Raw genomic sequence first — 12,499 nt, 5'->3', positions numbered from 1 at the left:
TCAACCTGCCAATTCATCAAGGGTGAGGGCAAAGACCCCCGCAGCGCCGGCCTGGGCATGGGCCAGCAGGCTGCTATGTTCTGGCAGCATCCGGGTGATGTAGAACCGCGCCAGTTTTTCGCGCGGACCACCCTGATCCGCCATCGCTGCCGCCAGATGGTAATGGCTGCCCAGCACCCGGGCGAAGGCCCGCAGGTAGGGCACGGAACCGGCAAAGCGGTCCTGCATGTCCTGCTGGGCGACCAGCCACTCGGTGGCTTCGCGCAAGCTTTCACAGGCCTGCCAGACGGCTTCGGCCATGTTCGGATGGGTGGTGCGGGCGCGTTCGGCCTGCTCTTCGATCTCGTCGATCAGGGCAAATCCCATCTCGCCGCCGTCCATCATCTTGCGCGCCACCAGATCCATCGACTGAATGCCATTGGTGCCCTCGTAGATCGCCGTCACCCGCACGTCGCGGTAATATTGCGCGGCACCGCTTTCCTCGATGAAGCCCATGCCGCCATGCACCTGCACCCCGGTCTCGGCCAGCCGGATACCGGTATCGGTTCCGAATGCCTTGGCTATCGGCGTCAGGAATGCTGCGCGGGCGGCCCAGTCCTTTGCACCGGTGGCGGTCTGCATGTCGATGGCCTGCGCACAGGCCAACAGGATTGCGCGGGAGGCAAACAGGTCCGCCTTCATCTCCATCAGCATCCGGCGCACATCGGCGTGGTCCGCAATCGTGCCGCTGGCAGTCTTGCCCTGTTTGCGTTCCAGCGCATATGCCAGCGCATGCTGATAGGCGCCTTCGCCCGCCCCCACGCCCTGGCCGCCGACGCCGAGGCGCGCATTGTTCATCATGGTGAACATGGCTGCCATGCCGCCATGCTCCTCGCCGATCAGCCAGCCGGTGGCACCGTCATATTGCATCACGCAGGTGGGGGAGCCGTGCAGGCCCATCTTGTGCTCGAGGCTGACGACCTTCAGATCGTTTTCCGCGCCCGGATTGCCATCTGCGTCCGGCAGGAATTTCGGCACCAGAAACAGGGAAATCCCCTTGGTCCCCGGCATGCCGTCCGGCAGCCGCGCCAGCACCAGATGGCAGATGTTGCCGCAGAAATCATTATCGCCCCAGGAGATGAAGATCTTCTGGCCGCTGACCGCATAGGTGCCATCGCCGTTCGGCTCGGCCTTGGAGCTGAGCGCCCCCACGTCCGAACCGGCCTGCGGTTCGGTCAGGTTCATGGTGCCGGACCACTCGCCGGAGATCAGCTTGGGCAGATACAGCTCCTTGATCGCATCCGAGGCGTGATGCTCCAGCGCCTCGATCTGGCCCTGGCTCATCAGCGGTGCCAGCTGCAGCGACAGGCAGGCGCCCGCCATCATTTCGTTGACCGCGGTGGCCACCGTCAGCGGCAGCCCCATGCCGCCATGTTCCTCCGGCGCGCTCATGCCGATCCAGCCGCCCTCGGCGATGGCTTTGAACCCATCGCCGAAACCGGGCGAGGTCCGCAGCACGCCGTTGTCCAGAAAGGCCGGGGTCAGATCCCCGTTGCGTTGCAAGGGGGCCATCACTTCGCCGCACATCTTGCCCGCCTCGTTCAGGATCGCACTCACCACATCCGGCGTTGCCTCGGCAAAGCGGTCTGTGGCCGGGATGGCGTCATAGCCGACGACGTGGTTCAGCAGAAACTCATACTCGGAAACGGGGGCACGGAAAGTCATGGGCGTCCTCTGGAGGTCATTTAAGGGGCAACCTGGCACGGGCGGCCTTGGCTTCCCGGCACTGGCCTATTATGGTCACTGGCTTGACCGATTACCTAATCGGACGCTCATCTCAATCAACCAAAACGCCGCGTCACCTGGAATGCCCCTGCACAGCACCGAAACTCTTGCCGCCACGGCAACCGGCATTGCCCGCGCCGCCCAATTGCTGCGGGACGGCAAGCTGGTCTCTTTCCCGACCGAGACGGTCTATGGCCTTGGCGCCGATGCCCGGCAGGGCAAGGCTGTGGCAGCGATCTATGAGGCCAAGGGGCGGCCCTCCTTCAACCCGTTGATCGCACATGTGCATTCCGCAGAGGCCGGCCGCCGCTATGTGGTCTGGAACGAAACCGCTGAGCGGCTGGCACAGGCCTTCTGGCCCGGTCCGCTGACCCTGGTGCTGCCGCTGCGCGCGGGCCACGGAATATCGCCGCTGGTCACTGCCGGCCTCGGAACTTTGGGCTTGCGCGTGCCAGCGCATCCCGCAGGCCAGGCCCTGCTGCAGGCGCTGGACGGTCCGGTGGCCGCGCCCTCCGCCAATCCCTCGGGCAGGATCAGCCCCACCACCGCGGCCCATGTGCGGGCCGGGCTGGACGGCCGCATCGCCGCGATTCTGGATGACGGCGCCTGCGGGGTCGGGCTGGAATCGACCATTGTCGGGCTGGCAGGCCCGGCGCCGATGCTGCTGCGCCCGGGCGGGCTGGCGGCAGAAGATATCGAGGCCGTGCTGGGCAAACAGCTGGTACTGCGCGACGTCGAGGACCCGCTGACCGCCCCGGGCCAGCTGCTGTCCCACTACGCCCCGGGCGCGCCGGTCCGGCTGAACGCCGTCAAGGCTGAGGATGGAGAGCTGTATCTTGGGTTCGGCCCGGGAGGAGGCGATCTGAACCTCTCCGCCAGCGCAGACCTGGCCGAGGCCGCCGCCAATCTTTTTGGCCACCTGCACCGTCTCGACGCCCTTGGCAAACCCATCGCGGTGGCGCCGGTTCCGGATCACGGATTGGGCGAAGCCATCAACGACCGGCTTGTCCGCGCTGCCGCGCCCAGGGATTGAGCCGCCCCGGCACCCGGCCGTCCGACCAAGACACTCCCGCCCGATTGAACCGATCAAAGACGAGTGCCAATCTGTTTGGCATAGCGCTGCGCAAGCGCGGCGCGGCGTCTCATATCAGCCGCTCAGGCGTGGCCGGCGCTGGCTGACAATGTCAGCGGATCGACCCCAAGGGTTTTTAGCGATGCTTCCCATTTGCTGTCGTCCGCCAGGCTGAAAACAAGCTCCGGGCTGGCGTCGGCCGTCAGCCAGCCGTTCATGGCAATCTCCGCTTCCAGCTGACCCGGCCCCCAGCCCGCATAGCCCAGCAGCACCAGCAGTTGCTCCGGTCCCTGCCCCAGGGCGATGTCTTCCAGGATGTCCAGCGTCGCGGTCATCGAAAACCCGCCCGGCACCTTCAGCGAGCTGACGTCCGATTCGTAATCCGGCGTGTGCAGCACGAACCCGCGCTGGGTCTCCACCGGACCGCCGAACCGCACCGGCAATGCCGCTGCCGCGCTGCCCTCTTCGCCCATGTCCAGCTGCTCCAGCAGATCGCCCAGCGCCACCCCGTCCGCAGGCTTGTTGACGATGAGGCCCATCGCCCCTTCCTCACCATATGAGCACAGGAAAACCACCGAATGCTCAAACCTTGGGTCGCCGATTCCGGGCATTGCAATCAATAGCTTGCCAGTCAGATCCATGTAATTCCGTCTTTCCTGCTGCCTGTCTCCACCATGACGCCCCCCCGGGCCGCACGCAAGGGGTGCAAAGGGTCAGCCCGGTCAAGCCTCCGGCAAAATTGCCGCAAACCTGCCCATACTCCAAGACAATGACCGGAACGTGACTTGGCAAACCCTGCTGCCAGGCGCATGTATCGGGGCATGAGACCGAAGCTGAACAGACCCATGGCCGCCCTGGCGGTTTTGCTTGCCGCGGCATCAGGCGCCCCGGCCCTTGCCGGCGCCGCCGACGGCGGGATCGTGCAGATAGAAGTGCTGGACGGCGGCATGACCCCGCGCGGCACCTATATGGGGGCGCTGCGGATCAAGCTGCAGCCCGGCTGGAAGACCTATTGGCGCGCGCCTGGCGACGCCGGCATTCCGCCCAGCTTTTCCTGGCGCGGCGCGCGCAATGTGGGCGGGCTGTCGATCACCTGGCCCGCACCCGAGGTTTTTCAGACCTCCGGCTACCGCACCATCGGCTATCACGACCAGCTGGTGCTGCCGCTGGAGATCACTCCGGAAACGCCGGGCAAGCCAGTGCGCCTGAAAGGCCGGATGCAGCTGGGTGTCTGCAAGGACGTCTGCGTGCCGGCCGAGCTGAGCTTTGACCACCAGCTGGACAGCACCGCAGGCCGCAACCCGGCAATTGCCGCTGCGATGGCCAGCCGCCCCTGGTCGGCCAAGGAAGCCGGTGTGCGCCATGCCGCCTGCAGCCTGCACCCGTCCGAATACGGCATGAAGATCACCGCCCGCATCTCGATGCCCTCTGCCGGCGGCAAGGAGGTTGCGGTGATCGAACCGGGCAATCCCAAGCTGTTTGCCGGTGAGACCACCACGCGGCGCGAAGGCGGGCAGCTGGTGGCTGAAGCCGAATTCCTGCCTGCCGATGACAGCGCCTATGCCATTGACCGCTCGCAACTGCGGATCACGGTGCTGGGGCAGAACCACGCGGTGGACATCCAGGGCTGCAGCGCCGGATGAGCCCTGCCGCCAGTCCCCAGCGTCCGGTTCTGGGCACCATTGCCGTGGTCTGCCGCCGCATCGGCGGCCGGGACCAGGTGATTCTGGTCCAGCGCGGCAAAGAGCCGAATGCGGGCTGGTGGGGCTTTCCCGGCGGCCATGTGGAGATGGGGGAGACCGCCCTGCAGGCCGCCGCGCGTGAGCTGCAAGAGGAAACCGGGGTTATTGCCAGACCGCTGGAGTATCTTACCAATGTCGATGTGATTGCCCGCGGCGAGACTGGCGCGGCACAGCGCCAGTATCTGCTGACGGTGGTCCTGTGCGGCTATATCAGCGGCGAGCCGGTGCCGGATGATGACGCCGAACAGGCCGAGTGGATCCCGATTGCCGAGATCGAAACCCGCGGACTGCAGCTGCTGGAACAGGTGGCGGATGTGGCCCGGCTGGCTCAGGCCCGCTGGCGGGCGTTGAACCGGTAGGCGGCGCTTCCGGCCAGATAGGCCAGCAGCGCCAGAACCAGCGCCCCCGCAACGCAGGCCAGCAGCCCGGCGCGCACCGGCTCCATCGCCGCCAGCGCGGGAAAAGCCCGCAGCACCGGATGCAGCGCGCCGGTGGCCATGGCCCAGCCCAGCGTCAGCACCAGCCAGCCAAGCTGAGCCAGCGCGGTGCCCAGCACCAGCCAGCGCAGCCCCCCTGCGCCGCGCCGCAGAGCCCGGCGCAGCGAAGTCATCGGGCGCGTCAGATCCCGCTGCATGGCCACCAGTGCAGGCACCACCAGCAGAACCAGGAACATGCCGAACCCAAGGCCGTAGACGAGCGTGATCACCGTCGGTTTCAGGAACTGCGCCTGTTGCGAGCGTTCGAACAGCAAGGGCGCCAGACCCAGAACCGTGGTCATCGTGGTCAGCATCACCGGCCGCAGCCGGTCCGCCGCCGCATCGATGATCGACGGCACCAGCCCGCGGTCTTCGGCGTACTGGTCGATGGTGGTCACCAGCACGATGGAATCGTTGATGATGATCCCGGTCATCCCCAAAAGACCCACCACAGTGAACATGCTCAGCGGCACCTCCCACATGTAATGCCCCCAGATCGTCCCGACGAGACCGAAGGGAATGATTGCCATCACCACCAGGGGCCGGGTCCAGCTGGCAAAGATCCAGGCCAGCACCAGGTAGATTCCCGTCAGGCACAGAATCAGCCCGGTGCCGGCCTCTTGCAGGAAGGTCTGCTCCTGCTCTGCGAGGCCCGACAGGGTCCATTCCACCTGCCGCTCGCTGGCAATCTTCGGCAGGATTTCGTCCTGAAGCGCTTTCATCACCCCTTCGGCCCGGGCGGGATCGTCCTCGGAGATATCGCCCGAAACACTGATCACCCGGATGCCGTTTTCCCGCCGCACGGTGGAAAAGCCAGTGCGCTGGGTGACCGAGACGATATCGGCCAGCGGCACGTAGATGCCGCTGGGCGCCCGCATCAGCGTGCGCTCCAGGAAATCGGCGGTCAGCTCATTTTCGGGCAGCTCTACCCGGATGGTGGCACTGCGCGGCCCGTCCGGGTAGGTGGCCGCCTCAATTCCATTCAGCCGCGCCCGCAGTGCCTGGCCAAGGCTGCCGATGGTGAAATTCAGCGCCTGCCCCTGCGGGGTGAGGTCGAGGATCACCTCCTCCTTGTCGTAGGCCAGATTGTCCTCGACGGCTGAAACCTCGGGAAAGCGCAGCAGTGCGGTTTTCAGGTCTTCCGAGGCATCCTTCAGCACCTGCACGCCGGGGCCGGAGAACTGCACGTCAAGCGCATCGCCGCCCGGTCCGGAACGCCAGCTGCGGAAAGACACCGTCTCGGCCATCGGATGCCGTGCCACCCGCTCCTGCAGCTCAGCGACAAACGCAAAGCTGGAATAGGGGCGCAGGTCGGCGTCGATCAATTCAATCGAGATCCCGCCCAGCAGATCTGTGTCCTTGGCCTCCACCCCGCCCAGGCCGCGGCCGGCATTGCCGCCCACCTCGGCCATGACGAAATCCAGCGGATTGCGGCCATAGCGGGTGGCATATTCCGCGCCCAGCGCCTCGGTCGCGCGTTGCATTTCCTGCATCATCGCCAGGGTGTCACTGCGGCTGGCGCCCTCCACCATGGCGAAATTGCCGGTCACCGAGCCGCGCTCAGGCGCGTTGAAAAAGCGCCACTGCACATCGCCGCTGATGAACAGCGCCGCCTGGCTTGCCAGAACTGCAAGCGCCCCGGCCAGCACGGCATAGCGGGCCTGGACCACCCAGCCCATGAACGGGCGGAACGCGTTGTCGCGCAGCCAGCGGAAGCCGCGGTTCACCATCCGGTTCGGCCAGTCATACCAATGCCGCGCCTGGGCATGTGTCAGCGCATGGGCCAAGTGGTTGGGCAGGATCAGAAAACATTCCACCAGCGAGGCCGCCAGCACCGCGATCACGGTGAAAGGGATATCGCGGATCAGCTCGCCAAAACGCCCCCCCACAAGGGTCAGGCCAAAAAAGGCGATGATGGTGGTCAGCGTTGCCGCGAAGACCGGCATCGCCATGCGCCGGGCCGCGTTCTCGGCGGCCTGAACCGGGCTTTCGCCCAGCCGCCGCACCCGGAAATCGGCGTGTTCACCCACCACGATGGCATCGTCCACCACGATCCCCAAGGTGATGATCAGGCCGAACAGGCTGACCATATTGATGGTGATCCCGGCAGCATACATCAGCGCCACGGCGGCAAACATCGAGGCGGGGATGCCCATTGCCACCCAGAAGGCAATGCGGGTGTTGAGGAACAGGAACAGCAGGCACAGCACCAGGGCGAGCCCCATCAGCCCGTTGTCGACCAGGATATCCAGCCTGTTGGTGATGTGCTCGGCCCGGGTGCGGATCAGCTGTGCCGTCACCCCCTGCGGCAGGCTGGCCTGCATTTCCGCAACCACCTCCTGGACCTTGCCCTGCAGGCGGATGGCATTGCCCTGGTCCGTGCGGTCAACCCGGATCGACATCGCCGGATGCTCGCCGACGAAATAAGAGCGGTTGCGGTCCACTCCCTCCACCCGCACCTGTGCCACATCCGCGATCGTCAGCACCGAGCCGTCGGGATTGGTGCGCAGAACGATCGCTTTCAGCTCATCGGGCTGGCGTTTCTCGCTGCCGGTGCGGACCCGCGCATTGGCGCCGGTCACATCGCCTGCGGGGTCGGCGTCCACCTCGGCGGCAATGGCCCCGGCGATCTCGCGCATGCTGATGTCATGGGTGATCAGCTTGGCAGTGGGCACCTCGACGATGGTCTCCGGCGCCGCCACGCCGCGGATGGTGGTCCGGGTGACGCCGGCCTCGAACAGGCGGGCGACCAGTTCGTCTGCGAAAAGGCCCAGCTGCGCCGCCCCGACCGGCCCGGTGATCACCACATCGGTCACCCGGTCGCGCCAGGCGCCGCGGCGCACTTCCGGCTCCTCTGCCTCCTCCGGCAATGTGGTGATGCCGTCGACCGCTGCCTGCACATCGTCGGTTGCCTGCCCCATGTCCGAGCCCGGCTCAAACTCCAGGGTCAGCGTTGCCCATCCTTCACGCGAGCTGGAGACGGTCTCCTCCACACCGTCCACGGCCAGGAGCGCCGGTTCCAGAACCTGCACGATGCCGCTGTCCACATCCTCGGGGCCGGCGCCCTCCCATTCGACGGTGACGGTGACGCTTTCGACAATCACATCCGGGAAGAACTGCGCCCGCATGTTGGGCATTGCTGCGGCCCCCAGCACCAGCATGATCACCAGCAACAGGTTCGCGGCGGTGCGGTGGCGGGTGAAGTAACTGAACAGCCCGCGGGCCGGCCGGGGGAGCTTGCGGGCCATGCGCTTCAGCCTCCCATCCGGGTTTCGATGCGGGAGACCAATTGCGCGGGCACCTTGGCCTCGGCCAGCTGCTGCAGCATCCTGGCCTTCATCTCCGACGGCATCCGGCTGTTGCCTTCCACCATGGCCACCAGTCTTGCCCGGCGCTCATCGCTCAGTTCGATCAGCTCGGGCAGCGCCGGTGCCGCGGCGCCCTGGCGCAGCGGACGCACTTTGATGCCAGGCCCCAGAAGCGGTGTGCGGCCGGTCACAACCTCGCGCCCTTCCAGTCCCGATCCGCGGATCAGCACGTCGCCGCCCTGACGGCGCACCAGCTCAACAGCCAATGCTTCCAACCGGTCCCCGGCGCCCAGCACCAGAATAGAACCATCCGCGCCCAGCGCCGAGGCCGGAACACGGGCCACCGCTGCGACCTCAGGCTCAGTCACTTTCACGGTGACAAAATCGCCCGGTTCAAACCCCGGCGCGGCCTGCAGCCGGGCATAAACAAGCCGCCCGGTCTGCCCGTCGCCGGCAGCGCCGCTGGCGCGGGAAATCTGCCCCGTGGCGCTGAGACCCGCCCCGGCCGCATCCAGTGTCACCCGTACCGGCGCCTGCAGCAGATCGCCATCAGCGCCGAGCAGCCTTGTGTATTGCGCGGTTGAGACCCGGAACGCTGCCTCCAGCAGATCCGGATCAACCAAATCCGCCAGCTTTTCATTGGCTGAAACCAGCCGTCCCTGCACCAGGTTCACGGCTTGCAAGGTCCCGTCAAAACCCGCTTTGATCGTGGTATCGTCCAGCTCGCGCCGTGCCTCGTCCAGCGCGATTTTCGCCCGGGCCACACGGGTGGCAGCCTGATCGGCGCGCGCTTCGGCCTGGCTGACGGCCTGGCGGCGCGAGATCACCGCCTGGCGCGCCTGAACCGCCGCAAATTCTGCTGTTTCCACGGTGGCAGCGGTGCCGACACCGCGCTCCTGCAGGTCCACTTGCCGCTGAAACGCCCGCTGGCGCAATTGCGCCTGGTCCTGGGTGGCCTGCAATTCGTCCTGCGCCAGGATCAGCGCCCGGCCGGCATCGCGTTCCTCGGCGCGGGCATCCATCATGTCAGCCTCGGCCCGGTCCAGTGCGGCTTGCGCGTCCACCGGATCGATTTGCACCAGCACCTCGCCCGCACGGACCGCGCCGCCTTCCTCGAAATCCTCGGCCAGCTGCACCACCCGGCCGCCAACGGCCGTGCGCAGCTCCAGCGTGCGGCGGCTTTCCACCCGGCCAAAGGCGGTCAGCTCCGGCGCCACAGTCTGCAGGTCCGCCGTCACCACATTGACCGCAAACACCCGTTCGCGCACCGGCGGCGTCTTTTTCTCCGCATTCAGCTGTGCATCAATCGCACTGAAAATCAGCTGCCCGGCATAAAGCAGCAGCGCCACCGTTACGGCCGCCAGGAACACCCCTGTCACACTCTGACGCAAAAAGCGCATGTCTCTCCCTTCCGGTGGCGGATGCTGCCGGGGCCGCCATTGCAGCCAGCCAAATTGCAAATGCCTTGTGCCCGCTTGGAAATATACGATTTTCCGCACAGGTTTACGAGGTTACACGCCGTACCGGATTACTTCCGGCGCAGTTGTTCCTCCAATCTGGGCATAATTTCCACGAAATTGCAGGGCCGGTGGCGGTAATCGAGCTGTTTTGACAGGATTTCATCCCAGCCGTCCTTGCAGGCGCCGGGGCTGCCGGGCAGTGCAAACAGATAGGTGCCGCCCGCAACGCCGCCGGTGGCCCGCGACTGCACCGCGCTGGTGCCGATCTTCTGCATCGAAACCAGGGTGAAGACGGTGCCGAAGGCCTCGATCTCCTTTTCATAAACGTCGCGGTGCGCCTCGACGGTGACGTCCCGCCCCGTCAGCCCGGTGCCGCCGGTTGAGATCACCACATCGACTTGACGGTCGGCGATCCAGGCACGCAGCTGCGCGGCGATCGCTGCCCGCTCGTCCGGGATGATTTTGCGGGCTGCCAGAGCATGGCCCGCGTCCCGCAGACGGTCTACCAGCACCTGGCCGGAGCGGTCGTCCTCCAGCTTGCGGCTATCCGAAACGGTCAGCACCGCAATGCGCACCGGGATGAATTCCATGCTTTCGTCAATCCGGGACATTTCCTGTCACGCCCTTTCCATAATGGCCAGCCGCATGGCCAGCCCTGCAAAAATTCCGGCCGAAACCCGGCCCAGCCAGCGCGCAAACACCGGCGAGCCGGTCAGCCGCCGCCCGGCCTGGCCGGCAAAGATGCCGACCAGCCCGTTGATGAAGAACCCGCCCACCGCCAGGATCAGCCCGAAGATCAGGAACTGGACCAGCACCGGGCCTGCCTCGGGTTTTACGAATTGCGGCACAAAGGCCAGCACGAACAGGATCACCTTCGGATTGGCCAGGTTGACCAGCAGCCCGCTGCGAAAAGCGCTGGCGCCGCGCCGCTCGGGCAGTTCATCCGCCGCAAGACCGCCGCGCAAAGCACCCCAGGCCAGGTACAGCAGATAGGCGACACCAAACCAGCGGATCACGTCGAACAATGCGGGCATGGCAGAGACCGCCGCGCCCAGCCCCAGCCCGGCCAGCGCCACATGCACCATGCTGCCCGCCGAGATCCCTGCGCTGGCCGCCACCGCCGCACCGCGCCCCGAGCGCAGCCCCTGGCCAAGGCAGAACATCATGTCCGCCCCCGGCGTCAGGTTCAGCGCCAGCGCTGCCGGGACAAAAGCCAGCAAAGTCACCGCATCGATCATGGTATCACCTCGAACCAGCTCACCGCAGGACCAAGATTGGCCACCTGCGTTTTTCCTAAATTTCCGCGAAAGCCCCAGCAATCATGCACATGGCCGCAAAGCAGCAGCTGCGGCTGGATCCGCTCCGCCGCTGCCCTGACCGCCGCTGAGCCCACGGACAGCCCGCCCGAGGTGATATCCCCCAGCCCCTTGGGCGGCGAGTGCGAAATCAGGATATCCGCATGATCACAGGCTGCCAGCATCGCCGCCGCCTGAATCTCGCTCAGGTCGCAGGACCAGCTGCCAAAGGGTGTTTCCGGCACGCCATAGCCCAGACCGAACAGACGCAGGCCCTCAAAGTCCATTCCCTCGCCATGCAGCACGGTTGTGCTGGGAAACCCCGCCGCACGCAGTTCACCGGCGCTTTCGCCATTGCCGGGAACCGCCACCATCGGCACCTTCAGACCCGCCAGCATCGCCATCGCCCGGTCCATTCCCTGGCGCATGTTGCAAAAATCGCCTGCACCGATCACCAGATCAGCGCCGGCGCTGGCCGCCACGATCTCCGCCGCATGGCTGTTTGACAGATGCAGATCCGAAAATGCGAGAATCTTCATGACGCTCCTCCTCCGTCAGGACAGGGCGCCCAGCCGTGCCTTCAGCTCCAGCAGATCCCCCCAGGCCAGCCGCTTCTGCTGCGGCTGGCGCAGCAGATAGGCAGGGTGGAACATCGGCAGTACCGGCTTGCCCCAGGCCTGATCCCATTGCCCGCGCAGCCGGGTTATGCCGCGTTTGCCCAGCACTGCCTGGCAGCTGACATTGCCCATCAAGACCAGAATATCCGGCTCCGCCAGGGCAACATGCCGCTCCAGAAACGGCGTCAGCATAGCAATCTCCGCGGGCAGCGGGTCACGGTTCTGCGGCGGCCGCCAGGGCAGCACATTGGTAAGATAGACGCTCTCGGCACGTGATAGCCCGATTGCCTCCAGCATTTTGTCCAGCAGCTGCCCGTCCCGGCCCGCAAACGGTTTGCCCTGCAGATCCTCATCGCGCCCCGGTGCTTCGCCGATGATCATCACCCGCGCCCCCGCCTGGCCGTCCGAGAACACCAGATTGCGCGCGCCGCGTTTCAGGTCGCAGTGGCTGAACCCCTCCAAGGCATCGCGCAAGCCAGGCAATGACGCAGCCCCTTTGGCGGCTTTACGGGCCGCCTCGACCGGATCCGCCTCCTTGGGCTTGGGCGGCGGCGCAGGCACGGCCCCCGGTTTCGGCTTGGGTGCCGCCTGTTCCAGCGCGTACCGGTCGATTGGTTCGTCGCACAGCGCTTCGGTCGCGCCAAGCTCCGCCTGCCACTCCAACAGCGCCCGGGCGCTCCAGTAATCCAATGCCGATTCCATGCGCCCAAGCTACTCCGCCTGCGCCCCAAGCGGAACACCTCCCCTTTCATCTTGCTGCAAATA

At 66.0% G+C, this 12,499-nt stretch carries 10 protein-coding genes and 1 pseudogene; 3 read left to right on the top strand and 8 right to left on the bottom strand.

Features of this window, described 5'->3' with window-relative positions; all coding sequences use genetic code 11:
• Positions 1-1,704 (bottom strand): acyl-CoA dehydrogenase, encoded by a 1,704-nt coding sequence (locus AC0KW6_RS07530; RefSeq protein ID WP_474034587.1) that lies wholly within the window; start codon positions 1,702-1,704, stop codon positions 1-3.
• A 142-nt stretch (positions 1,705-1,846) separates the two neighbouring features.
• Here AC0KW6_RS07530 and AC0KW6_RS07525 point away from each other — a divergent pair, with 142 nt between their 5' ends.
• Entirely contained in the window at positions 1,847-2,797 is a 951-nt protein-coding gene (locus tag AC0KW6_RS07525) for an L-threonylcarbamoyladenylate synthase (RefSeq protein ID WP_474034586.1), read from the top strand.
• Positions 2,798-2,919: 122 nt separating this feature from the next.
• Here AC0KW6_RS07525 and AC0KW6_RS07520 read toward each other — a convergent pair.
• Positions 2,920-3,489 (bottom strand): annotated as a pseudogene (locus tag AC0KW6_RS07520) (YqgE/AlgH family protein); the annotation flags it as partial.
• Between the two features lie 168 nt (positions 3,490-3,657).
• Between AC0KW6_RS07520 and AC0KW6_RS07515 the strand changes: the two are divergent.
• Both AC0KW6_RS07515 and AC0KW6_RS07510 read left to right on the top strand, forming a co-directional pair.
• On the top strand, positions 3,658-4,479 hold the full coding sequence (locus AC0KW6_RS07515) for a protein-disulfide reductase DsbD domain-containing protein (RefSeq protein ID WP_474034585.1): 822 nt from the start codon (positions 3,658-3,660) through the stop codon (positions 4,477-4,479).
• Positions 4,476-4,937 carry an NUDIX hydrolase gene (locus AC0KW6_RS07510; protein WP_323781232.1) on the top strand — a complete coding sequence of 154 codons (462 nt, stop codon included), beginning with the start codon at positions 4,476-4,478 and terminating at the stop codon, positions 4,935-4,937. Before AC0KW6_RS07515 ends, AC0KW6_RS07510 begins: the two co-directional genes overlap by 4 nt.
• Here AC0KW6_RS07510 and AC0KW6_RS07505 read toward each other — a convergent pair.
• From AC0KW6_RS07505 to AC0KW6_RS07480, 6 genes are all read right to left on the bottom strand, one after another.
• Positions 4,907-8,302: an efflux RND transporter permease subunit gene (locus tag AC0KW6_RS07505; protein WP_474034584.1), complete on the bottom strand. Its 3,396-nt coding sequence runs from the start codon at positions 8,300-8,302 to the stop codon at positions 4,907-4,909. The genes AC0KW6_RS07510 and AC0KW6_RS07505 overlap by 31 nt on opposite strands.
• Before the next feature lie 5 nt (positions 8,303-8,307).
• Entirely contained in the window at positions 8,308-9,762 is a 1,455-nt protein-coding gene (locus tag AC0KW6_RS07500; RefSeq protein ID WP_474034583.1) for an efflux RND transporter periplasmic adaptor subunit, read from the bottom strand.
• Positions 9,763-9,890: 128 nt separating this feature from the next.
• A complete protein-coding gene (gene moaB / locus AC0KW6_RS07495) occupies positions 9,891-10,433 on the bottom strand; it encodes a molybdenum cofactor biosynthesis protein B (RefSeq protein ID WP_474034582.1) in 543 nt (180 codons plus the stop codon).
• A 6-nt stretch (positions 10,434-10,439) separates the two neighbouring features.
• The gene (locus AC0KW6_RS07490) at positions 10,440-11,060 is read right to left on the bottom strand and encodes a LysE family translocator (RefSeq protein WP_323779593.1); all 621 of its coding nucleotides are present in this window, start codon (positions 11,058-11,060) and stop codon (positions 10,440-10,442) included.
• Positions 11,057-11,656, bottom strand: coding sequence for a metallophosphoesterase family protein (locus AC0KW6_RS07485; protein ID WP_323779595.1), 600 nt, complete (start codon positions 11,654-11,656; stop codon positions 11,057-11,059). The genes AC0KW6_RS07490 and AC0KW6_RS07485 overlap by 4 nt, the downstream gene beginning before the upstream one ends.
• Before the next feature lie 15 nt (positions 11,657-11,671).
• Positions 11,672-12,436, bottom strand: a complete 765-nt coding sequence (locus tag AC0KW6_RS07480) for a uracil-DNA glycosylase (RefSeq protein ID WP_323779597.1) — start codon at positions 12,434-12,436, stop codon at positions 11,672-11,674.
• Positions 12,437-12,499 lie beyond the last annotated feature (63 nt).

The organism is Leisingera sp. SA215 (genome assembly GCF_055902035.1).
The sequence above is the reverse complement of the archived record's forward strand: the minus strand, read 5'-3'. Positions and strand labels throughout refer to the sequence as shown.

Bases quoted from the DNA above. Each gene is read 5' to 3' on its own strand.
- AC0KW6_RS07515 (WP_474034585.1), top strand. From the start codon at position 3,658: ATGAGACCGAAGCTGAACAGACCCATGGCCGCCCTGGCGGTTTTGCTT.
- AC0KW6_RS07505 (WP_474034584.1), bottom strand. From the start codon at position 8,302: ATGGCCCGCAAGCTCCCCCGGCCGGCCCGCGGGCTGTTCAGTTACTTC.
- AC0KW6_RS07530 (WP_474034587.1), bottom strand. From the start codon at position 1,704: ATGACTTTCCGTGCCCCCGTTTCCGAGTATGAGTTTCTGCTGAACCAC.
- AC0KW6_RS07480 (WP_323779597.1), bottom strand. From the start codon at position 12,436: ATGGAATCGGCATTGGATTACTGGAGCGCCCGGGCGCTGTTGGAGTGG.
- AC0KW6_RS07500 (WP_474034583.1), bottom strand. From the start codon at position 9,762: ATGCGCTTTTTGCGTCAGAGTGTGACAGGGGTGTTCCTGGCGGCCGTA.
- AC0KW6_RS07525 (WP_474034586.1), top strand. From the start codon at position 1,847: ATGCCCCTGCACAGCACCGAAACTCTTGCCGCCACGGCAACCGGCATT.
- AC0KW6_RS07490 (WP_323779593.1), bottom strand. From the start codon at position 11,060: ATGATCGATGCGGTGACTTTGCTGGCTTTTGTCCCGGCAGCGCTGGCG.
- AC0KW6_RS07510 (WP_323781232.1), top strand. From the start codon at position 4,476: ATGAGCCCTGCCGCCAGTCCCCAGCGTCCGGTTCTGGGCACCATTGCC.
- AC0KW6_RS07485 (WP_323779595.1), bottom strand. From the start codon at position 11,656: ATGAAGATTCTCGCATTTTCGGATCTGCATCTGTCAAACAGCCATGCG.
- moaB (WP_474034582.1), bottom strand. From the start codon at position 10,433: ATGTCCCGGATTGACGAAAGCATGGAATTCATCCCGGTGCGCATTGCG.